The 26,241-nt window shown below is 41.9% G+C and carries 40 protein-coding genes; all 40 read right to left on the bottom strand.

Going from position 1 to position 26,241, the window contains the following annotated elements; all coding sequences use genetic code 11:
• Positions 1-8: 8 nt before the first annotated feature.
• The 40 genes from D8852_RS02240 to D8852_RS02050 all read right to left on the bottom strand — a co-directional run bounded on the left by D8852_RS02240 (position 9) and on the right by D8852_RS02050 (position 26,240).
• A complete protein-coding gene (locus D8852_RS02240; RefSeq protein WP_000568993.1) occupies positions 9-944 on the bottom strand; it encodes a DNA-directed RNA polymerase subunit alpha in 936 nt (311 codons plus the stop codon).
• Positions 945-986: 42 nt separating this feature from the next.
• Positions 987-1,370: a 30S ribosomal protein S11 gene (gene rpsK / locus D8852_RS02235; RefSeq protein ID WP_001118385.1), complete on the bottom strand. Its 384-nt coding sequence runs from the start codon at positions 1,368-1,370 to the stop codon at positions 987-989.
• A 17-nt stretch (positions 1,371-1,387) separates the two neighbouring features.
• Complete coding sequence (rpsM, locus tag D8852_RS02230) at positions 1,388-1,753, bottom strand: 30S ribosomal protein S13 (protein ID WP_000090781.1); 366 nt, start codon at positions 1,751-1,753, stop codon at positions 1,388-1,390.
• Positions 1,754-1,770: 17 nt separating this feature from the next.
• Positions 1,771-1,887, bottom strand: coding sequence for a 50S ribosomal protein L36 (gene rpmJ, locus D8852_RS02225; RefSeq protein ID WP_001808836.1), 117 nt, complete (start codon positions 1,885-1,887; stop codon positions 1,771-1,773).
• A 24-nt stretch (positions 1,888-1,911) separates the two neighbouring features.
• The gene (gene infA / locus D8852_RS02220; protein ID WP_001029883.1) at positions 1,912-2,130 is read right to left on the bottom strand and encodes a translation initiation factor IF-1; all 219 of its coding nucleotides are present in this window, start codon (positions 2,128-2,130) and stop codon (positions 1,912-1,914) included.
• A gap of 116 nt (positions 2,131-2,246) precedes the next feature.
• Positions 2,247-2,885, bottom strand: coding sequence for an adenylate kinase (locus D8852_RS02215; RefSeq protein ID WP_125425019.1), 639 nt, complete (start codon positions 2,883-2,885; stop codon positions 2,247-2,249).
• Between the two features lie 146 nt (positions 2,886-3,031).
• A complete protein-coding gene (secY, locus tag D8852_RS02210) occupies positions 3,032-4,342 on the bottom strand; it encodes a preprotein translocase subunit SecY (protein WP_038805841.1) in 1,311 nt (436 codons plus the stop codon).
• Between the two features lie 11 nt (positions 4,343-4,353).
• Positions 4,354-4,794: a 50S ribosomal protein L15 gene (gene rplO, locus D8852_RS02205; RefSeq protein WP_000766092.1), complete on the bottom strand. Its 441-nt coding sequence runs from the start codon at positions 4,792-4,794 to the stop codon at positions 4,354-4,356.
• 145 nt (positions 4,795-4,939) lie between these two features.
• Positions 4,940-5,122, bottom strand: coding sequence for a 50S ribosomal protein L30 (gene rpmD, locus D8852_RS02200; RefSeq protein WP_000057241.1), 183 nt, complete (start codon positions 5,120-5,122; stop codon positions 4,940-4,942).
• A 13-nt stretch (positions 5,123-5,135) separates the two neighbouring features.
• Complete coding sequence (gene rpsE, locus D8852_RS02195) at positions 5,136-5,630, bottom strand: 30S ribosomal protein S5 (protein ID WP_000874204.1); 495 nt, start codon at positions 5,628-5,630, stop codon at positions 5,136-5,138.
• 17 nt (positions 5,631-5,647) lie between these two features.
• Entirely contained in the window at positions 5,648-6,004 is a 357-nt protein-coding gene (rplR, locus tag D8852_RS02190) for a 50S ribosomal protein L18 (RefSeq protein ID WP_004244055.1), read from the bottom strand.
• 83 nt (positions 6,005-6,087) lie between these two features.
• Positions 6,088-6,624, bottom strand: a complete 537-nt coding sequence (gene rplF, locus D8852_RS02185; protein WP_084945729.1) for a 50S ribosomal protein L6 — start codon at positions 6,622-6,624, stop codon at positions 6,088-6,090.
• Between the two features lie 187 nt (positions 6,625-6,811).
• Entirely contained in the window at positions 6,812-7,210 is a 399-nt protein-coding gene (rpsH, locus tag D8852_RS02180) for a 30S ribosomal protein S8 (protein WP_125425018.1), read from the bottom strand.
• A gap of 284 nt (positions 7,211-7,494) precedes the next feature.
• A complete protein-coding gene (locus D8852_RS02175; RefSeq protein WP_001085697.1) occupies positions 7,495-7,680 on the bottom strand; it encodes a type Z 30S ribosomal protein S14 in 186 nt (61 codons plus the stop codon).
• A gap of 17 nt (positions 7,681-7,697) precedes the next feature.
• Positions 7,698-8,240, bottom strand: coding sequence for a 50S ribosomal protein L5 (rplE, locus tag D8852_RS02170; RefSeq protein WP_125425017.1), 543 nt, complete (start codon positions 8,238-8,240; stop codon positions 7,698-7,700).
• A gap of 23 nt (positions 8,241-8,263) precedes the next feature.
• Positions 8,264-8,569, bottom strand: a complete 306-nt coding sequence (rplX, locus tag D8852_RS02165) for a 50S ribosomal protein L24 (RefSeq protein WP_000497691.1) — start codon at positions 8,567-8,569, stop codon at positions 8,264-8,266.
• A gap of 182 nt (positions 8,570-8,751) precedes the next feature.
• The gene (rplN, locus tag D8852_RS02160) at positions 8,752-9,120 is read right to left on the bottom strand and encodes a 50S ribosomal protein L14 (RefSeq protein WP_000616548.1); all 369 of its coding nucleotides are present in this window, start codon (positions 9,118-9,120) and stop codon (positions 8,752-8,754) included.
• Between the two features lie 25 nt (positions 9,121-9,145).
• The gene (gene rpsQ, locus D8852_RS02155; RefSeq protein ID WP_000440801.1) at positions 9,146-9,406 is read right to left on the bottom strand and encodes a 30S ribosomal protein S17; all 261 of its coding nucleotides are present in this window, start codon (positions 9,404-9,406) and stop codon (positions 9,146-9,148) included.
• A 24-nt stretch (positions 9,407-9,430) separates the two neighbouring features.
• On the bottom strand, positions 9,431-9,637 hold the full coding sequence (gene rpmC / locus D8852_RS02150) for a 50S ribosomal protein L29 (RefSeq protein WP_000772918.1): 207 nt from the start codon (positions 9,635-9,637) through the stop codon (positions 9,431-9,433).
• Positions 9,638-9,646: 9 nt separating this feature from the next.
• Positions 9,647-10,060 carry a 50S ribosomal protein L16 gene (gene rplP / locus D8852_RS02145; RefSeq protein ID WP_000960948.1) on the bottom strand — a complete coding sequence of 138 codons (414 nt, stop codon included), beginning with the start codon at positions 10,058-10,060 and terminating at the stop codon, positions 9,647-9,649.
• A gap of 3 nt (positions 10,061-10,063) precedes the next feature.
• Positions 10,064-10,717: a 30S ribosomal protein S3 gene (gene rpsC, locus D8852_RS02140; RefSeq protein ID WP_000529936.1), complete on the bottom strand. Its 654-nt coding sequence runs from the start codon at positions 10,715-10,717 to the stop codon at positions 10,064-10,066.
• 12 nt (positions 10,718-10,729) lie between these two features.
• Positions 10,730-11,074: a 50S ribosomal protein L22 gene (gene rplV / locus D8852_RS02135; protein ID WP_000818137.1), complete on the bottom strand. Its 345-nt coding sequence runs from the start codon at positions 11,072-11,074 to the stop codon at positions 10,730-10,732.
• Between the two features lie 11 nt (positions 11,075-11,085).
• Complete coding sequence (rpsS, locus tag D8852_RS02130) at positions 11,086-11,367, bottom strand: 30S ribosomal protein S19 (RefSeq protein ID WP_000533766.1); 282 nt, start codon at positions 11,365-11,367, stop codon at positions 11,086-11,088.
• Positions 11,368-11,470: 103 nt separating this feature from the next.
• Positions 11,471-12,304 (bottom strand): 50S ribosomal protein L2, encoded by an 834-nt coding sequence (gene rplB / locus D8852_RS02125; RefSeq protein ID WP_125425016.1) that lies wholly within the window; start codon positions 12,302-12,304, stop codon positions 11,471-11,473.
• Between the two features lie 17 nt (positions 12,305-12,321).
• The gene (locus D8852_RS02120) at positions 12,322-12,618 is read right to left on the bottom strand and encodes a 50S ribosomal protein L23 (protein WP_001055347.1); all 297 of its coding nucleotides are present in this window, start codon (positions 12,616-12,618) and stop codon (positions 12,322-12,324) included.
• Positions 12,618-13,241: a 50S ribosomal protein L4 gene (rplD, locus tag D8852_RS02115; protein ID WP_000024537.1), complete on the bottom strand. Its 624-nt coding sequence runs from the start codon at positions 13,239-13,241 to the stop codon at positions 12,618-12,620. Before rplD ends, D8852_RS02120 begins: the two co-directional genes overlap by 1 nt.
• 24 nt (positions 13,242-13,265) lie before the next feature.
• Positions 13,266-13,892 (bottom strand): 50S ribosomal protein L3, encoded by a 627-nt coding sequence (gene rplC / locus D8852_RS02110; RefSeq protein WP_000160197.1) that lies wholly within the window; start codon positions 13,890-13,892, stop codon positions 13,266-13,268.
• Between the two features lie 82 nt (positions 13,893-13,974).
• Complete coding sequence (rpsJ, locus tag D8852_RS02105; protein WP_001284513.1) at positions 13,975-14,283, bottom strand: 30S ribosomal protein S10; 309 nt, start codon at positions 14,281-14,283, stop codon at positions 13,975-13,977.
• A 265-nt stretch (positions 14,284-14,548) separates the two neighbouring features.
• Positions 14,549-15,175, bottom strand: a complete 627-nt coding sequence (locus D8852_RS02100; protein WP_125425015.1) for a uridine kinase family protein — start codon at positions 15,173-15,175, stop codon at positions 14,549-14,551.
• A complete protein-coding gene (nrdG, locus tag D8852_RS02095) occupies positions 15,172-15,768 on the bottom strand; it encodes an anaerobic ribonucleoside-triphosphate reductase activating protein (RefSeq protein WP_000220159.1) in 597 nt (198 codons plus the stop codon). The genes D8852_RS02100 and nrdG overlap by 4 nt, the downstream gene beginning before the upstream one ends.
• A gap of 5 nt (positions 15,769-15,773) precedes the next feature.
• Positions 15,774-16,274 carry a GNAT family N-acetyltransferase gene (locus tag D8852_RS02090; protein ID WP_125425014.1) on the bottom strand — a complete coding sequence of 167 codons (501 nt, stop codon included), beginning with the start codon at positions 16,272-16,274 and terminating at the stop codon, positions 15,774-15,776.
• Between the two features lie 43 nt (positions 16,275-16,317).
• Positions 16,318-16,458, bottom strand: a complete 141-nt coding sequence (locus tag D8852_RS02085) for a hypothetical protein (RefSeq protein ID WP_038805847.1) — start codon at positions 16,456-16,458, stop codon at positions 16,318-16,320.
• 11 nt (positions 16,459-16,469) lie between these two features.
• Complete coding sequence (gene nrdD, locus D8852_RS02080) at positions 16,470-18,677, bottom strand: anaerobic ribonucleoside-triphosphate reductase (protein WP_185755566.1); 2,208 nt, start codon at positions 18,675-18,677, stop codon at positions 16,470-16,472.
• 116 nt (positions 18,678-18,793) lie between these two features.
• Positions 18,794-20,350, bottom strand: a complete 1,557-nt coding sequence (locus D8852_RS02075; RefSeq protein WP_125425012.1) for a damage-inducible protein CinA — start codon at positions 20,348-20,350, stop codon at positions 18,794-18,796.
• Positions 20,351-20,385: 35 nt separating this feature from the next.
• Positions 20,386-20,529, bottom strand: coding sequence for a hypothetical protein (locus tag D8852_RS10000; protein WP_185755565.1), 144 nt, complete (start codon positions 20,527-20,529; stop codon positions 20,386-20,388).
• A gap of 74 nt (positions 20,530-20,603) precedes the next feature.
• Positions 20,604-22,136 carry a cardiolipin synthase gene (gene cls, locus D8852_RS02070; protein WP_125425011.1) on the bottom strand — a complete coding sequence of 511 codons (1,533 nt, stop codon included), beginning with the start codon at positions 22,134-22,136 and terminating at the stop codon, positions 20,604-20,606.
• 134 nt (positions 22,137-22,270) lie between these two features.
• Entirely contained in the window at positions 22,271-23,215 is a 945-nt protein-coding gene (locus tag D8852_RS02065) for a 3-oxoacyl-[acyl-carrier-protein] synthase III C-terminal domain-containing protein (protein ID WP_125425010.1), read from the bottom strand.
• 14 nt (positions 23,216-23,229) lie between these two features.
• Positions 23,230-24,492, bottom strand: a complete 1,263-nt coding sequence (locus D8852_RS02060; protein WP_125425009.1) for a F390 synthetase-related protein — start codon at positions 24,490-24,492, stop codon at positions 23,230-23,232.
• Positions 24,470-25,285, bottom strand: coding sequence for an MBL fold metallo-hydrolase (locus D8852_RS02055; protein ID WP_125425008.1), 816 nt, complete (start codon positions 25,283-25,285; stop codon positions 24,470-24,472). Before D8852_RS02055 ends, D8852_RS02060 begins: the two co-directional genes overlap by 23 nt.
• Entirely contained in the window at positions 25,260-26,240 is a 981-nt protein-coding gene (locus tag D8852_RS02050) for an NAD-dependent epimerase/dehydratase family protein (protein WP_125425007.1), read from the bottom strand. Before D8852_RS02050 ends, D8852_RS02055 begins: the two co-directional genes overlap by 26 nt.
• Position 26,241: the final 1 nt, after the last annotated feature.

The following is a 26,241-nucleotide window of genomic DNA, read 5'->3' as shown; positions in this document are numbered from 1 at the left end:
TTCCTCCTTTATTTATCTTTTAATCCAAGACCCAAGTCAATGAGTTTGAGTTTCACTTCTTCCAAACTCTTGCGTCCAAGATTTCGTACTTTCATCATCTCTGCTTCAGATTTTTCTGTCAAATCATGCACAGTGTTGATACCGGCACGTTTCAAACAGTTGTATGAACGCACAGACAAGTCCAGTTCCTCAATCGTACGATCCAAAATACGATCGTCAGATTCAGTATCAGCTTCTTTCATCACTTCAGTTGACTTAGCAATCTCAGTAAGATTTGTAAACAAATCAAGATGTTCTGTCAAGATTCGTGCTGAAAGCCCTAAAGCATCTTCTGGAATAATTGTTCCATTAGTCAAGATTTCAAGGGTTAATTTGTCAAAACCATCGTTGCTACCTACACGAGCAGGCTCTACTTGATAGTTGACTTTTGTAACTGGTGTATAAATAGAATCTACAGCAAGTGTTCCAACTGGTGCATTATCTTTTTTGTTTTCATCAGCAGGTACATATCCACGACCACTGTTAACAGTCATTGTCGCTTTTAGAGAAGAACCTTCACCGATTGTAAAGAGATAATGATCTGGATTTACAATCTCAATATCACTGTCAGTCAAAATATCTCCAGCTGTAATTTCAGCAGGGCCTTCAACGTCAAGCTCAATGATTTTTTCGTCTTCAACGTATGATTTCACTGCAATCCCTTTAATGTTCAGAATGATTTGCATCACGTCTTCACGAACACCTGGAACTGTGTCGAACTCATGCAAGACACCTTCAATATTGATAGATGTCACTGCTGCTCCTGGTAGGGAAGCTAGTAGTACACGACGAAGAGAGTTACCAAGAGTTGTACCGTAGCCACGTTCAAGCGGTTCGATTACAAACTTGCCATAATCTTTATTTTCATCAATTTTTGTTATATTTGGTTTTTCAAACTCGATCATTTAGTTACTCCCTCTTAAACGAAAAGCAGTGTAATGCAATGATTATACACGGCGACGTTTTGGAGGACGAGCACCATTGTGTGGCACTGGAGTCACATCACGAATTGCTGTTACTTCAAGACCAGCGGCAGCAAGCGCACGAATAGCTGACTCACGACCAGAACCTGGACCTTTTACAGTAACTTCAACTGATTTAAGACCGTGTTCTTGTGCAGATTTAGCAGCAGCTTCAGAAGCCATTTGAGCAGCGAATGGTGTAGATTTACGAGAACCTTTGAAACCAAGAGCACCTGCTGATGACCAAGCAATTGCATTACCATGCACATCAGTAATCATAACAATAGTGTTATTAAATGTAGCGTGAATATGAGCAATACCAGATTCGATATTCTTTTTCACACGACGTTTACGTGTTGGTTTAGCCAAGACTTTTACCTCCTATATTATTTTTTCTTACCAGCAATCGCAACAGCTTTACCTTTACGAGTGCGAGCGTTGTTTTTAGTGTTTTGTCCACGGACAGGAAGTCCACGACGGTGACGAATACCACGGTAAGAACCGATTTCCATCAAACGTTTGATGTTCAAGTTTACTTCACGACGAAGGTCACCTTCAACTTTGATTGCATCCACTTCACGACGGATAGCATCTTCTTGATCTGATGTAAGGTCACGTACACGAACATCTTCTGAGATTCCAGCAGCAGCCAAAATTTTCTTAGATGTTGCAAGTCCGATACCATAAACGTAAGTCAATGAGATTACTACGCGTTTGTCATTTGGAATGTCAACTCCAGCAATACGAGCCATGTTTTCTCCTTTCTATCTTATCCTTGACGTTGTTTGTGTTTTGGATTTGCTGGGCAAATTACCATAACACGGCCATTACGACGAATTACTTTACAGTATTCGCAAATTGGTTTGACCGATGGTCTTACTTTCATTTCTTATCCCTCCAAGTTTTTCGATTATTTAAAGCGGTAAGTGATACGTCCACGTGTCAAGTCATATGGACTCATCTCGACAGTAACACGATCTCCCGCTAAAATACGAATATAGTTTTTACGAATTTTACCAGAAACTGTTGCTAAAATCTGATGTCCATTTTCAAGTTCAACCGTAAACATTGCGTTAGGCATTGTATCAACTACTTTGCCTTCAACTTCAATCACATCGTCTTTTGCCACGCAAAAGCACCTCCATAAATTTCGATTCGATGCCTCTAAACACAGAGACAACAATTATAAGTCAGACTATTTCAGTATAACATTTGTAGCGATTTTTTGCAAGTGTGAAAAACGCTTTATTTCAAATTTGTCAATACTTTTTCGATGTCTTTAAACACATCGTTGATATCTTGATTTCCTTCGATATCGTGGACCAAACCTTTGGCACGATAGTGAGCGATGATTGGTTCACCTTGTGCAATATTGACATCCAAACGACGCTTCACTGTCTCAGGTTTGTCATCCTCACGTTGGTAGTAATCTTCTTCTTTGTAGTCAACTGGTGGGTTGAAAACTTTGTGGAAGGTTTCACCTGTTTCGCGGTGGATGATACGGCCACTCAAACGTTCCAAGAGACAGTCTGGGTTCACTTCGATATTAATCACACCTTCAAGTTCGATACCAAGTTCAGCCAATGTTTTGTCCAAGGCATGAGCTTGTTCAATCGTACGTGGGTAACCATCCAACAAGAAACCTGTTTCTTTGATGTCGTCCTGTGAAAGGCGTTCTTTAACAATTCCATTTGTAACTTCATCTGGAACCAACTCACCTTTGTCGATGTATGACTTTGCAAGTACACCCATTTCAGTTTGATTTGCTATAGCAGCACGGAACATATCCCCAGTTGAAATGTGTGCCACGTGGAATTGCTCCACAATTTTAGCTGCTTGCGTTCCCTTACCTGCTCCAGGTAAGCCCATAATCAAAAGATTCATGATCTGATCTCCTTATTTTGTATTTAAATAGAAGCAAAAAGCTAGTTTCAACTCCTATTTAAAAACAAAATAGAAGAGGGGAGACGAAAGTCTCTCTTATAGATAGACCTTCATACTCCACTCTCTAAGCAAAAGTAGTCTTGCTTTTATTCTGTTTTGTCCATGAAACCAACATACTTACGTTTCAATAGGTAACCTTCTAGCTGTTTGATTCCTTCGATACCTGTCGAAATAATGATCAAAAGACTAGTTCCCCCAAAAGCAACCGCTTCTGAGAGCCCAAAGACATCTTTTGCTACAATCGGCAAGATTGAAATAACACCAAGGAAAAGGGAACCGACGGTTGCAAGGCGACGAAGAAGTTTTGACATAAACTCTTCCGTTCCTTTACCTGGACGGACACCATGGATATAGGCTCCGCTCTTTTGCAAGTTTTCTGCTGCTTTCTCTGGATTGATCTGTACAAATGTATAGAAGAATGTAAAGAGAATAATCAGCAGTGCATACATGGCAACACCTGTTGGAGATGTTGTAGATAACATTTCCTGTGCTGTACGTACCCAAGCCCAATCATGACCTGTAGCGCTGACAAACTGAAGAATAGCCGCAGGTGCTGCTGTAATGGAACTTGCAAAGATAACTGGGATAACACCAGCAGGATTGACCTTCAAAGGAAGGTATGAACTGGATGGAGCACCTTGAGCAACTTTTGTATATTGGATCGGAATTTTATATTCTGCCTGTTGTACATATGTTGTAAAATAAACAATCAACAAAACAGCAATGATGAGAATAACGACAAAGATAATTGATGATGTCAACCGATCACTCGGGATATTGACAAAATAGTCCACGTAGATGCCATGAATCATCTCTGGAATTGAAGCCACAATCCCTGCAAAGATAATCATAGACACCCCATTACCATATCCCTTATCAGTGATTTGCTCTCCGAGCCAAGTAACGATCATAGTACCTGCAGTCAGGATAATACCAATCGTAACAAAGACTTGCGGGGTCAAATCTGTCGTTAATAATTTTGCACCAGATAGAGTATTAAAACCAGCAGTGATTCCGATTGATTGCACAAACGCAAGTACAAGCGCAATATAACGAGTCGCTTGGTTTATCTTTCTCCGTCCTACTTCCCCCTGCTTGCCCCACTCTACAAACTTTGGAACAATATCCATTTGCAGCAATTGAACAACGATGGAAGCTGTGATATACGGACTCACACCGAGTGCAAAAACCGAGAAGTTCTTCATGGCATTCCCTGAAACTAAACTAAGCATGTTCAAGAAGGATAATCCACTCAAAGCTTCCAGACTTTTTGCATTCACACCTGGTACAGTAATACTAGTCCCGATACGGAAGACAAGTATGATAAAAATCGTAAAGAGAATTTTTGATCGTACTTTCTTAACCTTGAGGGCCTCTTTTAATAATTTAAAAAACATAGGTCACCTCTCTAGATGACTTCTACTGAACCACCTTTAGCAGTGATAGCTTCTTCAGCTGTTTTTGAGAATTTAGCTGCTTTCACAGTCAACTTCTTAGTCAACTCACCGTTACCAAGAATTTTAACGCCTGATTTTTCAGCCTTTACAATTCCTGCTTCGATAAGAACAACTGGAGTAACTTCAGTACCATCTTCAAAAACGTTCAATTGATCAAGATTTACAATTGCGTATTCTTTAGCGTTGATGTTAGTGAATCCACGTTTTGGAAGACGACGGAACAATGGAGTTTGTCCACCTTCAAATCCAAGGCGAACTCCGCCACCGCTACGAGCTTTTTGACCTTTTTGACCGCGACCAGATGTTTTACCGTTACCTGATGAAGTACCACGACCAACACGGTTACGTACTTTACGAGAACCTTCTGCAGGTTTCAATTCATGAAGTTTCATTTATATTTTCTCCTCTTTTGTAAAATGCTAGCGCCGATAAGAGAGAAAAGGTTGTCTCCCTTATCAACTCGCCTATACATTCGTCATCTTAGATGACTATATCTAGTTTTAGGGGATGAGTATTGCCACATCCCCTAAAAATTCATTAGTTTACTTCTTCAACTGTTACCAAGTGAGATACTGCAGTGATCATACCACGGATAGCAGCGTTGTCTTCTTTGATAACAGAGCTGTTCAATTTGCCAAGTCCAAGTGCTACAACAGTTTTACGTTGTGATGGAATGCGTCCGATTGGAGACTTAGTCAAAGTAATTTTAATTTGAGCCATTTTATCCCCTTTCTTATGCCAAATCAGAAACTGAGATACCACGAAGGGCAGCAACTTCTTCAGCGCGTTTCAATTGTTTCAAACCTTCAACAGTTGCGCGAACAATGTTGATTGGAGTGTTAGAACCAAGTGATTTAGATGTAATATCTGCCACACCTGCCAATTCCACAACGGCACGAACTGCACCACCAGCGGCAACTCCAGAACCTTCTACAGCAGGTTTCAACAATACTTTAGCTCCACCAAATTCTGAAAGAACTTCGTGTGGGATTGTTGTTCCAACCATAGGAACTTCAATCAAGTTTTTCTTAGCATCTTCTACTGCTTTACGGATTGCTTCTGGAACTTCTTGAGCTTTACCAGTACCAAATCCTACGCGACCATTGTGGTCACCAACAACAACAAGAGCTGCGAAACGAAGACGACGTCCACCTTTAACAACTTTTGTAACACGGTTGACAGCAACTACGCGTTCTTCTAATTCAACTGCATTGTCTTTAAATGCCATTTTCTAGTGTCCTCCTATTAGAATTTCAATCCGTTTTCACGAGCTGCATCAGCCAAAGCTTTCACACGTCCGTGATATAGATATCCACCGCGGTCGAACACCACTTCTGAAATACCTTTAGCGTTTGCACGTTCTGCAACGAGTTTACCGACAGTAACGGCTTGTTCAGTTTTAGTTCCTTTTGAAACTTCTTTGTCAAGAGTTGAAGCACTTGCGAGCGTTACACCCGCTACGTCATCAATCACTTGAGCGTAGATGCCTGTATTAGAACGGAATACGTTCAAACGTGGGCGATCAGCAGTTCCAGAGAGTTTTCCGCGAACGCGACGGTGGCGTTTTTGGCGGAGTTTGTTTTTATCTGGTTTAGAAATCACAGTTTTCACCTCTTTAGTTTTAAATCGTGTGCTATGCACAAAGTTGGAAAATAGGTCGGTGGTTGAAGATCAACCACTCAACATTATTTACCTGTTTTACCTTCTTTAAGACGAACGTATTCGCCAACGTAACGGATACCTTTACCTTTATATGGTTCTGGTGAGCGAAGGCTACGTACGTAAGCAGCTGTTTGACCAACTACTTCTTTTGAAATTCCGCTGATAACGATTGTCGTTGGGTTTGGAAGTTCAAAAGTAATTCCTTCTGGAGCTTCAACTTCGTCTGGATGAGATTTACCTACAGCCAAGACAAGTTTGTTTCCTTGAAGTTGTGCACGGTAACCAACCCCACGCATTTCAAGTTCTTTCTTGAATCCTTCTGATACACCAACAACCATGTTGTTCAAAAGGGCACGAGTAGTTCCGTGGATTGTTTTCATTTCTTTTGAATCGTTTGGACGGTGAAGAGTTACTTCAGTACCTTCCACACGAATTTCAATATCTTTTGAGAACTCACGAGTAAGTTCTCCTTTAGGTCCTTTTACAGTTACTACGTTGTCATTGTTAGTGAGTTCAACACCAGCAGACAACACGATAACTTTATTACCAATACGTGACATGTTTATTTTCTCCTGTTAAATTGTCAGGCCGTGATGGCCAGTTTTCACGGGGTTAAATCGATTTCTCGATTTAAAGGAACATTTAGGTTTCAATTTCAAAGTGAATCTAGGCATCGTCTCGCAGGCATAACTTTGGGTTAGGCAAGAGACGATAACGAAGAGTCACAAAGAAATTGGGAGCTAAATATTACCAAACGTAAGCGATAACCTCACCACCAACATTCTTTTGGCGAGCTTCTTTATCAGTAAGCAAACCTTCAGATGTTGAAAGGATAGCAATTCCAAGTCCGTTAAGAACTTTTGGAAGATCTTCACGTTTTTTGTAGACACGAAGTCCTGGTTTAGAAACACGTTTCAAGTTAGTGATAACTTTTTCACCGTTTGGTCCGTATTTAAGGAATACACGGATGATGCCTTGTTTGTCATCTTCGATGATTTCTACGCTCTTAACAAAACCTTCGCGTTTAAGGATTTCAGCAATCCCTTTTTTGATGTTTGATGCAGGTACTTCAAGTACTTCGTGTTTAGCTTGGTTAGCGTTACGAATACGAGTTAGGAAGTCTGCGATTGGGTCAGTCATAACCATTTTGTTTTTCTCCTCTTACTAGTAGTTTGCAAGTTGCACTTGCTAGTTAATACATGATACAAAGAGCGTAACAGCAAGAGCAAAAATAGGCAATTTGATGCAGGAGCGATGCTCCAAAGAAAATTGGTCTTTTTTGCCAAAGCTGTAGCTCGTGTTCAAATTGGCAAGTCCAACTGAACCCGGGCTAAACTCTGTGTGAAAAAGATAAACTTTTCTAGAAACTTAAGTTTCTTCGTCAAGTTTCCTATTTTCACTTGGAGTTTTGACGCCCTCGATATCTTAAATTACCAAGATGCTTTTGTTACACCAGGAATTTGTCCTTTGTAAGCTAATTCACGGAAGCAAACACGGCAAAGTTTAAATTTGCGGTAAACTGAATGTGGACGACCACATTTTTCACAACGAGTATAAGCTTGAGTAGAGAACTTAGCTGGACGTTTGTTCTTAGCAATCATTGATTTTTTAGCCATTAGATTTACCTCCTATATTATTTTGCAAAAGGCATTCCAAGGCCTGTAAGCAATGCACGTGACTCTTCGTCAGTGTTAGCAGTTGTTACGATAACGATGTCAAGACCACGAGTTTTGTCAACGTCATCAAAGTTGATTTCTGGGAAAATCAATTGTTCTTTCACACCAAGTGTGTAGTTTCCGCGTCCGTCAAATGATTTTGTTGGAACACCGTGGAAGTCACGCACACGTGGAAGTGAAACTGAAACCAATTTGTCCAAGAATTCGTACATACGTTCACCACGAAGGGTAACTTTTGCACCAATCGCAACACCTTCACGAAGACGGAAGCCGGCGATTGATTTTTTAGCCTTAGTGATAAGTGGTTTTTGACCTGAAATGAGTGCCAATTCTTCAGCAGCTTTTTCAAGGCTTTTAGCGTTTGATACAGCTTCACCAACACCCATGTTCAAAACGATCTTATCTACTTTAGGTACAGCCATCACTGATGAGTAGTTGAATTGTTCTGCCAAAGCAGGAACTACTTCATTAAGATATTTTTCTTTTAAACGATTTGCCATTATACTTCTCCTTTCCTTCGTGATTAATCAAGCACTTCGCCTGATTTTTTGTTGTAGCGAACTTTTTTACCGTCTACAAATTTGTAACCAACACGACCAGCTACACCATTTTTATCCAATACTTGAACATTTGATACGTGGATAGCTGCTTCTTTCTCGATGATACCACCTTGAGGAAGCTCGTTAGTTGGACGTTGGTGTTTCTTAACGATGTTAACACCTTCAACGATAACTTTGTTTACTTTTGGAAGAGCAGTAAGGACAACAGCTTCTGTTCCCTTATCTTTACCAGCGATTACGCGAACTTTGTCGCCTTTTTTTACAAACATTAGGTTTCTCCTTGATTTTTCTTACGCCCATAAGGGCACCCTGGAGTAAATCCAGGGGACTAGTTTGTTTGTTTTTACTCTGCGAAAATCAAAGCAATTCTTCGTCAGTTTCAACTCACCTAACTCAAGTTATGCTTTCGTTTCACTTCCTAGACTTGTTTTAATTTTCTTTGAGCAATCAATTAAAGTACTTCTGGAGCAAGTGACACGATCTTCATGAAGCCACCTTCACGCAATTCACGTGCAACTGGGCCAAAGATACGTGTTCCGCGAGGAGTTTTGTCTTCACGGATGATAACTGCTGCGTTTTCGTCAAACTTGATGTATGAACCATCAGCACGACGAGCACCTGATTTAGTACGAACGATAACAGCTTTTACAACGTCACCTTTTTTAACCGCACCACCAGGAGTAGCTTGTTTTACAGATGCCACAATGACATCACCGATGTTCGCAAATTTACGTTTAGAACCACCAAGAACTTTGATAGTCAAGATTTCGCGTGCACCACTGTTGTCTGCGACTTTCAAACGAGTTTCTGTTTGAATCATTTCAGTTTTCTCCTTTCAGGCTTGATTAGATGATGACCGCTTCTTCAACAACTTCTACAAGACGGAAACGTTTTGTAGCTGAAAGCGGACGAGTTTCCATGATACGTACGATATCGCCTTCTTTGGCAACATTGTTTTCATCATGTGCTTTGTATTTTTTAGAGTAGTTAATACGTTTACCATAGACTGGGTGGTTACGTTTTGTTTCAACTACAACTGTGATTGTCTTGTCCATTTTGTCAGATACAACACGTCCAACAAGAACTTTACGATTATTGCGTTCCATTGAAATTTCTCCTTCCCTAGTCTATTATTTCGCTTCAGATTGAACTGTTTTGATACGAGCGATTTGTTTTTTAACTTCTTTCAAGCGAGCTGTTTGTTCCAATTGACCAGTAGCAGCTTGGAAACGAAGTTCAAACAATTCTTTTTTCAATTCGTTTTCGCGCTTCGCGAGTTCTTCTTGAGAAAGACCACGAAGTTCTTTAACAAATTCTTTTACTTCATTAAGTTTCATGCCTTCTCCTTATTCTGCTTCACGTTTTACGAATTTACATTTAACTGGCAATTTGTGGCTAGCAAGACGAAGCGCTTCGCGAGCGATCTCTTCAGATACACCAGCAACTTCAAACATCACTTTACCACGTTTAACTGGTGCTACCCAACCTTCAGGTGCCCCTTTACCAGATCCCATACGCACACCGATAGCTTTAGCAGTGTATGATTTGTGTGGGAAGATTTTAATCCAAACTTTACCACCACGTTTCATGTAACGAGTCATGGCGATACGAGCAGCTTCGATTTGGCGGTTAGTGATCCAGTGGCTAGTTGTAGCTTGAAGACCGTATTCACCGAAAGCTACTTCTTTTCCACCTTTTGCTTCACCTCGCATTTTTCCACGGAATTCACGACGGTGTTTAACACGTTTAGGTACTAACATTGGTTATTTACCTCCTTTAGTGTTTTTACGAGCTGGAAGAACTTCACCACGGTAGATCCATACTTTAACACCAAGTTTACCGTATGTAGTATCTGCTTCTTCCCAAGCGTAATCGATATCTGCACGAAGTGTGTGAAGTGGAACAGTTCCTTCAGAGTATCCTTCAGCACGGGCGATATCTGCACCGTTCAAACGACCTGATACTTGAGTTTTGATTCCTTTAGCTCCAGCACGCATTGCACGTTGGATTGCTTGTTTTTGTGCACGACGGAAAGCGACACGTTGCTCCAATTGACGAGCAATTCCTTCACCTACAAGATGAGCATCCAAATCAGGTTGTTTGATTTCGATGATGTTGATGTGTACTTGTTTTCCAGTCAATTTGTTAAGTTTTGCACGGAGTGCATCAACGTTAGCACCACCTTTACCGATAACCATACCTGGTTTAGCAGTGTGAAGTGAAACGTTAACTTTGTTTACTGCGCGTTCGATTTCGATAGTTGAAACTGCTGCGTCAGCAAGTTCTTTTTGAACGAATTTACGGATTGCAAGATCTTCATGAAGGTAATCCGCGTATTCTTTTTCAGCATACCATTTGGCATCCCAATCACGGATGATGCCGACACGCATACCAATTGGATGTACTTTTTGACCCACGATTTTACCTCCTTATTTTTCTGCAACAGCTACAGTGATGTGAGCTGTACGTTTGTTGATTGGTGAAGCTGAACCTTTCGCACGTGGACGGAAACGTTTCATAGTTGGTCCTTCGTTTGCGAATGCTTCAGATACTACCAAGTTAGCTTTGTCCAAACCAAAGTTGTTTTCAGCGTTAGCTACAGCTGAATTCAAAACTTTCAAGATGATTTCAGCAGCTTTGTTTGGTGTGAATGTCAAGATTGCAATAGCATCGGCTACGCTTTTACCACGGATGTTGTCAAGAACAAGACGTGATTTACGAGGTGAAACACGTACTGTACGAGCCATTGCTTTAGCTGAAGTAATTTCTGCCATTTATGTTCTCCTTATTTTCTACGTGTTTTCTTATCGTCTGCAGCATGACCTTTGTAAGTACGAGTTGGTGCAAATTCACCAAGTTTGTGACCTACCATGTCTTCTTGGATGTAAACAGGTACGTGTTTACGTCCGTCATAAACTGCAATAGTGTAACCAATGAAACTTGGGAAGATCGTTGAACGACGTGACCAAGTTTTGATAACTTTTTTCTTTTCGTCGTTAGCTTGAGCTTCAACTTTTTTCATCAAATGCTCATCGACGAAAGGTCCTTTTTTAAGACTGCGTCCCATTTTTATATTTTCTCCTTTAAATGTTGTACCACAGCGGCTTGCGCTCACATGGAGCGCTACCGAGCTGGCGGATTTACTAGATGCTTAAGCGACTAGTTTACTATTATTTCTCGTTGCGACGACGAACGATAAGTTTGTCAGATTTCGCTTTCTTGTTACGAGTTTTAAGACCAAGAGCAGGTTTACCCCATGGAGTAGATGGCGCTTTACGACCAACTGGTGCTTTACCTTCACCACCACCGTGTGGGTGATCGTTAGGGTTCATTACAGAACCACGAACTGTTGGGCGGATACCTTTCCAACGGCTACGTCCTGCTTTACCAAGGTTCACAAGTCCATGTTGTTCGTTTCCGACAACACCAACTGTAGCACGACAAGTTCCAAGAATCATACGAACTTCGCCAGATTGAAGACGAACAAGAACGTATTTACCTTCTTGACCCAATACTTGAGCAGAAGCACCAGCCGCACGGACCAATTCTCCACCACGACCTGGTTTCAATTCGATGCTGTGGATCAAAGTACCAACTGGGATGTTAGCAAGTGGAAGAGCGTTTCCGACTTTGATATCTGCTTCAGGACCTGAAACGATACGTTGACCTACTTCAAGACCTTTTGGAGCGATGATATATGCTTTCACACCGTCAGTGTAGTGTACAAGAGCGATGTTTGCAGAACGGTTTGGATCGTACTCGATTGTTTTAACAACTGCTTCAACGTTATCTTTGTTACGTTTGAAGTCAACCAAACGGTAGAAACGTTTGTGTCCACCACCTTGGTGACGAACAGTGATACGACCGTTGTTATTACGACCAGCCTTGCTCTTCAAAGCAACAAGCAATGATTTTTCAGGAGTGCTTGTTGTGATTTCAGCGAAATCCAAAGAAGTCATATTACGGCGACCGTTTGTTGTTGGTTTATAAACACGAATTCCCACGATATTTCCTCCTTAGATTATTCAGCTTCAGCAGCGAACAACTCGATTGCTTTTGAATCAGCTGTAAGTGTGATGATAGCTTTTTTAGTTTTGTTAGTAAAACCAGTGTAACGTCCAACACGTTTCGCTTTTGGTTTTACGTTGATTGTGTTAACGTTGGCAACTTTAACACCTTCGAAAGCAGCTTCAACAGCTTGCTTGATCAAAAGCTTGTGTGCACGAGTGTCAACTTCAAATACATATTTACCTGCTTCAAGTTGAGCCATTGAGCTTTCAGTGATGACAGGTTTTTTGATAACATCATACAAATTCATTATGCAAGAACCTCCTCGATTTTAGAGATAGCTGCTTGTGTGACAAGAAGTTTGTCGCTATTTGCGATGTCAAGAACACTTGCAGTTGTAGCAGTTGCAACTTTCACATTTGGAAGGTTACGAGCTGAAAGAGCTGCGAATTCATTTCCTTCTTCAAGGATAACAAGAACTTTTGAATCGATGCTCAATGCTGCAAGAACTTTTGCAAATTCAGCAGTTTTTGGAGCTGTAAATGAAAGAGCGTCTACAGCTACGAATTTGTTTTCAGCAACTTTTTCAGAGTAAACTGATTTAAGAGCTAGGCGACGAACTTTTTGTGGAAGTTTGTAGCCATATGAACGTGGAGTTGGTCCGAAGACAACACCACCACCACGCCATTGTGGTGAGCGGATAGAACCTTGACGAGCACGTCCAGTTCCTTTTTGACGCCATGGTTTGCGTCCACCACCTGATACTGCAGAGCGGTTTTTAACAGCGTGTGTTCCTTGACGAAGGCTTGCGCGTTGGCTGATGATCACATCAAACACAACTGATTCATTTGGTTCGATACCAAATACTGCATCGTTAAGAACAACTTGGCCAGCTTCTTTACCAGTTTGGTCAAATAATGTTACGTTTGCCATTGTGACTGATTTCCCCTTTCTTTATTATTTACCAGCTTTAACTGCTGATTTGATAGTGATAAGAGATTTCTTAGCACCTGGTACGTTACCTTTGATAAGGATAACGTTCTTTTCTGGAACAACTTGTACAACTTCAAGGTTTTGAATTGTTACGCGGTCGCCACCCATACGTCCTGCAAGGTTTTTACCTTTGAATACGCGGTTAGGTGCAACAGGTCCCATAGAACCTGGACGACGGTGGTAACGAGAACCGTGAGCCATTGGTCCACGTGATTGTCCGTGACGTTTAATAACACCTTGGAAACCTTTACCTTTAGAAGTACCAGTTACGTCAACAACGTCTCCAGCTGCGAATGTTTCAACTGTGATTTCAGCACCAACTTCCAAGCCTTCAACGTTTTTGAATTCACGAATGAAGCGCTTAGGAGCCGTGTTAGCTTTCGCTACATGTCCTTTAGCAGGTTTGTTGCTCAATACTTCGCGTTTGTCATCGAAACCAACTTGGATAGCGTTGTATCCGTCTGTTTCAACAGTTTTAACTTGAAGAACAACGTTTGGAGTTGCTTCAATAACTGTTACAGGGATCAATTCGCCAGCTTCAGTGAAGATTTGAGTCATTCCCACTTTTTTCCCTAAGATTCCTTTTGTCATGAGAAAATAGTTCCTTTTCTATATTTTTTATTCAAAAAGTTTTTAACGAGCGTTTTTCATGCTCAAGGTTTCAAGCTTTGGATTAAAGCTTGATTTCTACGTTTACACCACTTGGAAGATCCAATTTCATCAACGCGTCAACTGTTTTTTGAGTTGGGTTAACGATATCGATCAAACGTTTGTGTGTACGCATTTCAAATTGTTCGCGAGAGTCTTTGTATTTGTGAGTCGCACGAATGATTGTGTAGAGGCTACGCTCAGTTGGAAGTGGGATTGGACCCGCAACTTGTGCACCTGTACGAGTAGCTGATTCTACGATTTTTGCAGCCGCTGTGTCAAGCGTACGGTGTTCGTAAGCTTTCAAACGGATACGGATTTTTTTGTTTGCCATCTTTTTCTCCTTTTCGTCTATTTAAGATAATAGGCTAGCTCCACAAGAAAACCGACGTGCGTTGCGTGGCAATGCAACCGAGCGTGTCGCAACCTCTTGCATCAAAGCTAAGGCTGTAATTTACAGCACCATAATAGAATAACACAAAGCCCCTGCGATTGCAAGGGATTTGTTAGGTTTTTTTCGTTTTTTTAGGATGAAACTGTTTTCCTACTTCATCTTCCTATAATTACGGATTTATATCTATAAAAAACTGCCTTTTCTTCTATATGATGTGTGTCATTTTGACCTTGAATTTATCTTCTGATTGATCCACTAAGACATCCGCTTTAGACTCGTTTTGTCTATAGTATCGCAGATACTGCTCCCGTCTCATCTGATGGCTAGCTAGTACAAAGGAAGCATCGCGATTTCTCATAGTCGTATCTCGAGCGAGACGCCTCTTTAATTCTGTTTCTTCATCCGTGTAGAAACAGATGGTTTTGTCAAAAAGTTTCTTGGGTAGAAAACCCACAGACATCCCTTCAACAATCAGAATCGGTTTGGCTCCAGACAGGATTTCACTAGCCTTCCACGGTTCATCGATTGTTAAGACATCCATACCTGCCTGCAAAGCGAGAATATCTCTCTGCAAACTTGCCAGTTCATGCGCCACTGGGAGACAAGCTGTCACCTTTTGATCTGGCGCTTGCTTTGGTACTACCAGGTGACGTTCTGAGGTGATATAGGGATCTGTTTCTAGTAAATTTACTGTAGTAGAATCTAGGGCTTGATGTAATTCTTGAGCGAAGGTTGACTTGCCTGAAGCCCCATGACCGTAGATCCCTAGCGTCCTAATTCTTCCCGTTTCGATCTCTGAAACCAGTTGTTCTATCAGGTCTTTTTTCTTCATTCTCTCTTCACCTGTTCATAGCTTTCTTTTCCGTCATTAAGCTTGTCCCAAATCACCACTTGCCCACTTTTGAGAGATTTTTGCACATCGATAATCCGTTGATTAGAGGAACCTCGAAACTGGAGCATGAGATTGCGCTTGCTTTTATCATACCGTCCATCGACAAGGATGTCAATCAGCGATAAGAGTTCCAGTTTATCTGGAGTCTCCAGCATCATTTCTTCCCACGTGTAGCCCGTCCAGGACCAGATGTCTTTGTCTGGCAATTCCTTTCGAATACGTTTAACGAGTGGTAAGAGAATGCCCGTATTAAGAAAGGGCTCTCCTCCTAGCAAGGTCAAGCCTTGAACATAAGGTTGGGCAAGATCTTCCATGATCTGTTCTTCTAGTTCTGCTGTATAGGGAATGCCTGCGTTGAAAGACCAAGTCGCAACATTATAGCACCCCTCGCAGTGAAACATACAGCCTGATACATAGAGAGAGTTGCGCACACCTTCTCCATCGACAAAGTTAAAAGCCTTGTAATCAATGATTCGCCCTTTACTAAGCTCCTCACTTTTCCATTCACCTGGTTTTGGTGTATTCCATGTCATGCTGTCTACTCCAAGTCTATCCAATAGCGCTCCGTTCCGTTTCGAACATCCTCCAACTCCCCACCATTAGCTAAGATAACAGCTCGGCTTGCCGGATTTTCTGTGCTACAAGTCACTAAAGCTCGTTTAATATTCTTTCCCTTAGCAACTTGTAGACCTTGTCGGAGGGATTCTTTCGCATAACCCTTACCTCTTTCAGATGGACGAATGGAGTAGCCAATATGGCCCCCATTTTCTAGTAAGTAGTCATTTAATCGGAGACGAAGGTTGAGAAAGCCAAGAGCCTGGCCTGCTACGTCAAAACTAAGCAGCTGGATAGCAGGAACCCAGTTTTCAGGAATATTGAGTCCCGCTTCCGCTTGAAGATTTTCTTCTAGCCACTCTTCATAAACAAAATTGTTGGCGTTCCAAAACCCACCATCGTGGGCTGATTGAGTCTGTTCAAACTCTGCCATCATCTCTAAAACTGTTTCTTTATCTGCCAATGTTGGTCTGCGTAGTATCATTTTTACCTCCAATTAAGAGAAAAGCGAGAGGCGACTCTCACTTTTATTTTTTCTTATTCTTGTTTAAAAACTGTTCTCTGAGGTTGAGCAAGCGTTCTTTTTTACCTATTCCACCTTTAGAGTATTTCTCGTGATAACGGGTCACTTGTGCGCGCCCCTTATCGTCTAATTGGTATTTCCCCATTGCGTTTCCTTCTAATTTGTTACTTCATGTCCAGCTGTTTTGATAGTAGAGCCATTCATGTGTTTGACACGCGCAGCGATTTCCTTGTGGCGTCCATTGACCATCGGACGCGCTTGCGGATTTCCCAGATAACCACACGTACGTTTGACCACATCTACTGTTTTAGGGTCGCTATTCCCACAGTTTGGACAAGCAAAGCCTCGCTCAGTTGGTTCAAAATCCCCTTCAAAGTCGCACTTGTAGCAACGATCAATCGGAGTATTGGTCCCTAGATAACCGACACGGTCATAGGCATAGTCCCAAACAGCTTCCAAGGCTTTAGGATTCTGCTGAAGTACTGGGTATTCACAATAATGGATGAAACCACCTGACGCACCTGCTTCTGGATAAACTTTCTCAAAGTCTAATTTTTCAAACGGTGTTGGATTTTTACGGACATCGTAGTGGAAAGAGTTGGTGTAGTATTCCTTGTCTGTAATATCAGGAATAGAGCCGAACTTCTCTGTATCCAAGCGACAGAAGCGGTCTGTCAGACTTTCAGACGGTGTGGAGTAGATAGAGAAATGGTAACCATATTGGTCAGACCACTCTTCCACTCGACGTTTCATATCACGAATGATATCCAGCGTGAATTCCTTGGCTTCAGGATTGCTTTCCCAGCTATTTCCAAAGAAGACTGTAGCCACTTCGTACAAACCGATGTAGCCCAGCGAAACTGTCGCACGGCGATTCTTAAAGAGTTGGTCAACACTTTCTTCTTTTCCCAGACGGCGACCGAAGGCTCCGTACTGATAAAGGATAGGGGCATTCGCTGGTATTGCTTCCTTGGTCCGTTCAACACGGTAAACCAGAGCATCTTCTGCGATATTCATCCGCTCGTTGAAGATTTCCCAAAACTTATTCAGATCCCCTTCAGACTCGAGGGCAATACGAGGCAGATTAACTGTCACAACACCTAGATTCATCCGACCCGAATTGACCTCAACACCATTTTCATCTTTCCATCCTTGGAGGAAAGAACGGCATCCCATAGGAACCTTGAAAGAACCTGTCAGCTCGATAATCTTATCATAGGACAAGATATCTGGGTACATCCGCTTAGTTGCACACTCGAGGGCCAACTGTTTGATGTCATAGTTCGGAGTCCCTTCTTCCAAGTTAAGGCCTCTTTTCAGCGTGAAGATGAGTTTAGGGAAGATAGCTGTTCGATGTTCTGAACCAAGTCCCTTAATACGAATAGTCAAGATAGCCTTTTGAATTTCACGCTCAAAACGATTGGTTCCTAGACCAAAACCTAGTGAAGTAAAAGGTGTTTGTCCATTTGAAGTGAAGAGAGTATTGATTTCATACTCGAGAGATTGCATAGCATCATAGATGTCTTTTTGCGTTTTCTTCCAAGCGTAATCTTCCCGTTTCTCAGGCAAGACCCATTCTTCTGCATCTTTAAGGTGTTTTTGGTAATTCTTCTCTGCGTACGGCGCCAAGACCTCATCAATACGGTCAGCTGAACAGCCCCCGTACTGGCTAGAAGCGACATTGGCGATGATTTGTGAAATCTGAGCTGTCGCAGTCTGGATAGACTTGGGACTCTCTACCTCTGCATTACCAATCTTAAAACCATTTTCCAACATGCCTTTAAAATCAATCAAACAGCAGTTGGTCATCGGTGTGTAGGGGCTATAGTCCAGGTCATGATAGTGGATATCCCCCTTTTGGTGAGCATTGGCCACGTGCTTAGGAAGCATTTGCAGTCCGATTGATTTCCCCACAATCCCTGCTGTCAAATCACGCTGGGTGTTAAAGACATCACTGTCTTTATTGGCATTTTCATTGACAACCGCCTGGTCTTTATTGAGAAGTTTATGAATGCTAAAGTTGATATCTGTCGCTTTTGAGCGCTCAAAATCCCTTTGTGTCCGATAAGTGATATACTCCTCAGCTAGCGCATATTCTTTGGCTTCAAGGAGTTCATGTTCTACGATATTTTGAATCTCGTAAATCTTGACACCTTGAGGGAAACGACTGTGAATTTCCGCAACAATACGCTCAAGCAGTCCATTTAGACGTTTTTCGACCAAGGGTGTCACATCCATGACTTTGTCAGCCGCCTTGTGGAGAGCTTTGTCAATCTTGTCTATATCAAACACTACACGTCTACCATCTCGTTTTTCAACGAACAAAGTGGGAACGGTTGCAAGGTTTTCTTCTAATACAATCATATCCAGGCTCTTTTCTATTTTTCTTCTTAAATGATATTATACCACTCCAAAAAGAAAAATCAATATCTTGTGTTAAAAATTCTAAAATTTTTAAAAATACACAAGATATTGATTTGTTATTTAGATTTATAAAGCTTGAATTCCTTACTATCCGTCTGAACAAGCTCGTATTTTTCACTAAGTAGGCTCTCTACATCCGACCACAAGGCAACCTTTTGGTTGACCAAAATCATCTTCGGTTGATTTTCTTTCAAGTCATTGACTAGTTTCGTTTTATTCTCGTCGCTTGCAGTATAGAGCGTCGGTGTTACTAGAGAGCTTGGTGCCAAGCGTTCACTTGCTCGATAAAAATCTGGACGATCATCCCAAGCATAGACACGATCCTCAGAACTCGTTTGCTGTTTGACCAAGCTAGCAAGCTGCTCGCGTTCCTGATAAGTACTTGGATGCGAAATATAGCGACTCAAAACAGGTAGGAAAAGTAAATAGACTATCGCAATTAATGGTAGATAGAAATTTCCCTTGAGGTAGCGACCAAAGAGTGATGAAGAACGAACTCTTCGTCTACTACGACTGATACGATCAGAGCTTCCTTCTTTGATGTTGGTTAACAATAACAATGTCAGAAAGGGTAAAATCGCTGCCAAACGTGAGCCATGCAAAGGTTCCTTTGAAAGAATTAACAAAGAAAGAGTTACTAATAATCCTAAAATAGCGCCTATTGAGACAGCAGATTGCTGAGCTGACTTGGTCTGAAACAATCCTGAAAAGATCAATGTCAGAATCCCAATACCGATGGATAGCAAACCATAGAAAGCAGCATTCTCCATAAGATTGGCATTTGAAAATAGACTAAGCGTATCTATTGGATACAAAGTATGGCTAATCGCATCACCAAAAGTTCCTGTTAATACAGTATAATAGCCAATTGGATAAAAAATGATAGAAAATCCTAGAGCTGATGCGAAAAATTGATACAAACCATGAGCAAATTTACGCTTGGCAATATTAAATCCAAACAAACTCAAGGCAAGTGTGGCTGCAAACAAGGCTGTGGGAATAGGTGATAGGAAGAAAGCTAATGCTAAACTCATCCCAACTCGCAAGAAACCTTTATCGTTACTTGGATCATCCAGATAGTCAGCCACTAGGCTAAAACTATAAAATAGAAAAGGCAAGGCCACAACTACTGCATAGCTACCACCAAATCCCAGACTGCCTACAAGCAAATAGAAAACCAACAAAAGCTGTCTAGCCTGCTCTCCCTGACCTGTCAAGGTATCTGCGGATTTAAATAGAAAAACACCAGCTCCGAACAAGGCCAACCACTCCACCAAAGCAAAAAGAATACTCCCTTGAGAGAGATAGATTAGTACGTAATAAAGCAGTCCATTTGAACCATAATAATCCGTGTAAATCTGCCCACTCTGATGTAGCGCCCAACCAGTATAAAGATCTTGCATCTGTTGGGGGCTCACCAAACCAAAGATCAGAGGCAACATGACAGAAACAGCTGTAGCAGCCAGACTCCAAATTGCCACACTAAAAAACGGAAGTGGAGTTCGTTTCTTCTTACCTCGCTCCAGTCCAAATTCAGACTCTTGATCCAGCCGTTCCCGATACTGGTATCGAAATTCTTCTAGCTGTTCGTCTTTTTCCTCGTATACGTTCATTCAATTTCTCCTCTAAGTTTATCTGTTTTAGTATATCAAAATCTTACAGGAATGTCAGCTAGGGATTGATATTTCCTTAACTTCTTATCTAGCTCAGCATAGCGTTCAATCTCTCGAAAACGGTGTAAACTGCTTGTTTGAAACTCTAGGATAAAATCATGTTCTTTTTGATTTAGCATTTTCATCCTCCTGCTTATCTATTCGCAAAAAGACAAAAATAAGATCCAGCCTTGGGCTAGATCTTGGTGAATAGTTAGAGCATGGGCGCAAACAACTGGACAATTTCCTTGATCAGGCTTTGATACCAGCTTGTTTTAATCGTGTGGGGATAGATTTCTTGAGAAACTTTAAAAATCTCTTCGAAGTCTCTTTCAATATCTATAATGGACTGCGTTCTATAAAGCAAAACGGCATTTTCATAGTGGTGGAGCAAGCTACGATAGTCAAAATTGATGGTTCCCACAGTAGCCACCTCTCCATCGACAAGCATTTGCTTGCTATGAAGAAATCCCGGGCTGTACTCATAAATACGAACTCCAGCAGATAGCAAGTCAGGGTAGGCTCCGCGAGTAACCAATTGGATAATCTCCTTATCTGGGATACATGGCGTCACAATTCGCACATCTACCCCTCTCAGAGCTGCATTTTTGATACTCTCGGTTAGATCATAGTCAGCGATCAGATAAGGAGTCGTGATATAGACGTAATCTGTAGCTTGATTGATAAGGTTTTGATAGACCGTTTTTCCAACCTGGGCTCGGTAGATAGGTTTTGGTCCGCTACTGTAAGGGATACAAAGCCCCATCCCATCTCTAGGTTGATTTTCGAGATGGTATTGGTCAAAGTCACTAATCTCCCCACGGTTGATATACCATGCAGATAAAAAGAGTCTGGTAAAAGCCTTAACTGCCGGTCCATCCAGGCGAATACCGCTATCCTTCCAATAACCAAAGCGTTCGATATGGTTGATATACTCATCGGCCAGATTGACACCACCTGTATAGGCAATTTGACCATCGATAATCATGATTTTACGGTGATCACGGTTGTTATAAGCAACAGTCAAACGTGGAATCACCTTGTTAAATTTGTGGGCTTCAATCCCTCGACCACGAAGCTGGATGGTGTAATCTCCAGGCAAGGTTGCCATACATCCAATATCGTCATAGAGAAGCTTCACCTCTACTCCTTGAGCTGCCTTTTCTTCCAAAATCTCCAAAATACTATTCCACATCAAACCTTCTTCGATAATATAGTATTCGAGAAAGATAAACTTCTCAGCTTTCTTGAGATCCTCTAGCATCTGATGCCACATGCTTTCACCAGATGCAAAAAATTGTGTATCCGTTCGATCGTAGACATCGGCATTCGTGTCCATGCTGAGGAGAGATTTGATAACTCCGTAAGCCGACTTGTCCTGCTCTTTTAACTCCAACCGGAGAGCTCTGCTATTGTCCTCTCGATCAACCATTGATTGGAGCTGCTTTAGCTGCTTCATTTCTTTTTTAGATAAACGACGCTCTCCAAACATGATATAAAGTAAGGGACCAAATACTGGTACAAAGGCTACTAACAGCCATGTTACCTTACTCTCAGGATTCATAGATCGATTAACAATCGATACAATGGTCGCTAAACTCACTAAAATGACAAGGATAATCCAGAGAATCGGTGCCATCTGCCCTAGATAGAGAAATAAACCAAAGACAATAAACAACTCTGCCAACATGATGGTAATACTAAAACCATACTTGGACATGAGTAGCTGCATTTTTCTAGCTGTCATACATCCCTTCCTTTTCTAACATTCTCCTTAACCGCTTAACAAACTAATGTTTCTACTAGTATACCTCAGTTCAGGGGTAGATGGCAACCGTTTACCTTTGCTCAAGTTCCAGTCGTTCCGTGTTTAGGTAATTGTTACAATTTCAGAGCCAACATATTGACCGTCATACCAGCTGCAGTCCCCATAAGGTAGACGACATCTCCCTCCTTGATAAGTCCATGCTCCAAAGAATATGCCAATCCAAACGGTACAGAGACTGACACCATATTTCCATAGTCAGTGACGAGATTGAGGTACTGATCCTCGGCCACACCTAGTTTTTCCATGACCAGAGGAAGAGCACGACTTGCTTGGTGAGGAATGATATAGTCCACGTCTGCCAAGGCTAGCCGTGTTTTTTCTTGAAACTCTTCAAACATGACTGGGATTTTACGAGCAGACAAGAGGAGGATTTTCTTCCCCTTCATGTCAAACATATAGTTGGTCTTAGTCGTCTCAGAGTACTCTTTTGGTTGAAAAGAAGTCAGACCTCCACGAATCTCCGTATCGTGAGCTCCTTCCGACCAAGTACGTTGGAGACTAGCAATGACCCCTTTTTCCTGATGACTTTTTTGGAAAATAAAGGCTGCCGCCCCATCACTAAAGAGTTCAAAACTTTCTTTTTGCTTGGGATTGAGCCCTAAACTACCAACCTCACTGGATACAATCAAGACACGACCGTATTCGCCCGCCTCAATCAAGTGGGACATAGTCGATAGAGCAGAAATAAAGCTGGTACAAGTTGTATTGATGTCCATTGCTGGAATTGAGAGTCCTTTTGCCACGCGCTCATGAATCAAAGCAGCCGTACAAGGAATGGGCTGAACACCCACCGCACTAGCTGATACAAGGCAATCGATATCTTTAATATCCAAATTTGCATGTTCAAGTGCCTGCTGGATAGCTGATTCTGCCAAATCTAATTGCGTTTCTTCATTTTCCACTACACGATAACGAGTTTGGTCTTTGAATTGGACGGTATGCTTTGGAAGGCAAATGCCATAACCTGCGATTTCTACGTGTCTTTTTACTTCTGTCATTGTCTTTTTTCCTTTCATAAACGTTGGATACGTTTGAGTTTACGGCTAGTATCCCAGTGATAATCTGAAAATTGGATTTGAGGAACTATAAATTGCTTTTGCTGAGCCAAGAGTTGGAACTGTGCTAAAATTGCTGTCTCTACGTCCTCATCTCGTTGGCTTAGACAAACTTCCACTAATTTCTCGGAATGTTGCTTAACTTGGTAATCTCCTACATTCTCCACAAAGAGGATGCAACGTCTGATAAAGTCTGGATAAATCGTTACCTGCCCCCCATTCTGCCCTTCAAAGTAGAAGATATCATCAGAACGTCCTTCGACCTTGTCAATCCGTGTATAGCAGGAGCCACAGGGACAAGGCTCCGGATTTTCAACCAAGATATCATTGAGCTGGTAGCGATAAACAGGCTGACTGCTTCTTTTAAAGTCCGTAATCACTGGATAAAAACGGCGGTCATCCAGATACCGCTTTGCCACAAAGATAATGTCTTCGTTGAGATGCAGATTGCCAGCTGAGCAAGTGCAGGCTAAGAAACCTTCAGTCGCCTGATAAACTTGGTCAATGATGGACAGAGAAAAGGCCTCTGCGATGCGTTCCCTATCACTATCTTCCAAGATTTCTGCCACCGAAACGATTTTTTGTGGGTAAATAGCTAACTCTCCATCCTTGAGACGCTTGCTCAATTCAATCAACATCGAGGCTGGTGCTACCACAATGGTCGGTTGGTAGCTATTGAGTCGCTCGATATGCTCATCTGTATGTTTGAAAATATCAAAATACTCTAGACGAATGAGCGCCGTATTGATGGTCTGATAAAGTTCATTATCAGCTCTCAGGAAAAAGGCGATGCGGTGTCCAAAAAGTTGACCTTTGGGCAACATCTTTGCCAAGATAGCTGCAGCCCACATACTTCGCTCTTTCTCTGTTGTGATAAAGAGCCCCCGATGTCCAGACGTCCCTGAAGACAGACCGACGGCTACTTCCCCTTTAAGTTCAGTGAAGTCACGGGTCTTCTCACTTTCAATAGCCAAGCTCAAAGCTTCATCACGATCCACTCCTTGGGTGTTGAGCTCATTGAAATGTTCCATCATAAAAGCCTTGTCCATATGGTCAAAGTCGCTAGGAACCCCATTTTTAAAGTAAGGAGACTCTCGCTTTAAAAAGTCCATATAGTTGGTTAATTGCTTTTTCTGATAGTTTTCTAAAGCTTCTCGAGATTTGAAATGATGAAGCCATCGAGTTTGGATAAAGGTTTTAAGAAAGGTTATTTTTTTCATGTAAGATTGACTCTATCCTTTCTACAGGATCATGGCTAACAACTACCTCGATACCGGCCTTTAAAACTTTCTCCAGAAACTCTGTCCCCCTGATATAGTCGGCCTTATTATCCTGAACCAAGGAAGGAATCAAGTGCATCTGCTTGGTATAAGGTAAGAGGTCAATCCCCCAACAGAGGTCTGCTGCAATGAGGAGATTAAGGTCTGGAAGATACAGACAGGCTTGGCCCCTAGCATGCCCGTCAACTGAAGCAACTAGGATACTGCCATCTCCGAAAAGATCACAAATCGGACGATAGGGAAAAGTTGAATCTTGCTGGTCAGCTCTGATAATGGTTAGATTTTTCTCAAAAGAAGCTGGTAAAAACTCCTTGAAAATCAAGTCTTTCAACTTGGGTTTTTGGTAGATTTCATATACTTCTTTTGTCAAGATAAAGGTTGCATGAGGAAAGAAACTAGCTCCTCCCAGATGATCTGGATGTAGATGAGATAGGATGACATAGTTTATTTCTTCTGGTTTGATTCCTTTTGCTTCCAGCAAACGTGAAATTTGGTCCTTCTCCGTCATTTGAACAGGTGTTCCTAGCCGATAGAAGCCATAGCGAAGCTGGGTCTTAATATCGTAATGATAGCCTGTATCATAGAGGAGATAGCCCTTGTCCCTGTGTTTGATAAGAAAAACACCTGCTGGGAAGGTCATCTTTTGATTCTTGACTCCCTTAAATAGCAAACCTGTGTAGCTGGTACAGTAGCCTGCTGGGAAATAATCAATGCTTTCGATAATCTTGGACATATTGTTCAATCCCTTCTGAAATACTGATTCGAGGGTGATACCCCAAGTCTCGCTCCGCCTTGCTGATGTCCAGCGTCTGACTATAACGGAGCAGATAATAGGTATAGCGTGTCAGAGGCGGTTCACCTTTGAGTTTCAAGACCCTATACAGAAACTCTAAACTACTAGCAATAACTGAAAGAAGAGGAGCTGGCACTTTTCTGTACGTTATTGGATAACCCAATCCTCTCAAGGTTTCTTCAATCAAATCCTTAAAGGCTCTTGGTTCCCCATTGGTAATATTATAAACTTCGCCACTAGCTTGAGGAGCCTCTAGAGCCAAGCAAATGGCCAGAGCAACATTTTCCACACAGGTCATATCCATGAGCTGACGACCGTCCCCTATCAAGGGAATACCAATCTTCTGACTAAGTTTGAGAACTCGGGGCAAAATACTGGTATCCCCAATCCCAAAAAGCCCACGAGGTCGTAAGATAATACTCGGAACATCGGGATAATCCTTAAACAGCTTCTCCGAAGCCAGTTTACTACGAATGTAGTTGTTCAGATTATTTTCCTGAGGTGCAGCGCTTTCTTTGATAGCTAGCTGGTCTCGAGGAGCAGCATAGATGCTCGGTGACGATACATAAACCAAACGCTGAATCCTCGCCTCCCGACAAGCCTCCAGAACATACTTGGTCCCCAAGACATTTGTCTGATAGAAATCCTCCCAAGGACCCCAAACGGTAGAAAGAGCACCCGCATGCACAACCATGTCCATCCCCTGACAAGCCTGAGCCAAATCCTCTTGCTTGGTCAACTCTCCCTGAAAAAATGCCACAGAGGAGTTCTCTAAAGACTGACCCACCTTGCGATTGCGTCCAAAAGCGCGTACCTGATAGCCCTGCTGACTGAGCTCTTCAACAACATACTTGCCTAGAAAGCCCGTAGCACCTGTTACCAATACTTTCTTCATT

The sequence above is a fragment of the Streptococcus mitis genome, from assembly GCF_003942695.1.
GTDB lineage: Bacteria > Bacillota > Bacilli > Lactobacillales > Streptococcaceae > Streptococcus > Streptococcus mitis_BD.
This window is presented reverse-complemented; position numbering and strand designations above follow the sequence as displayed.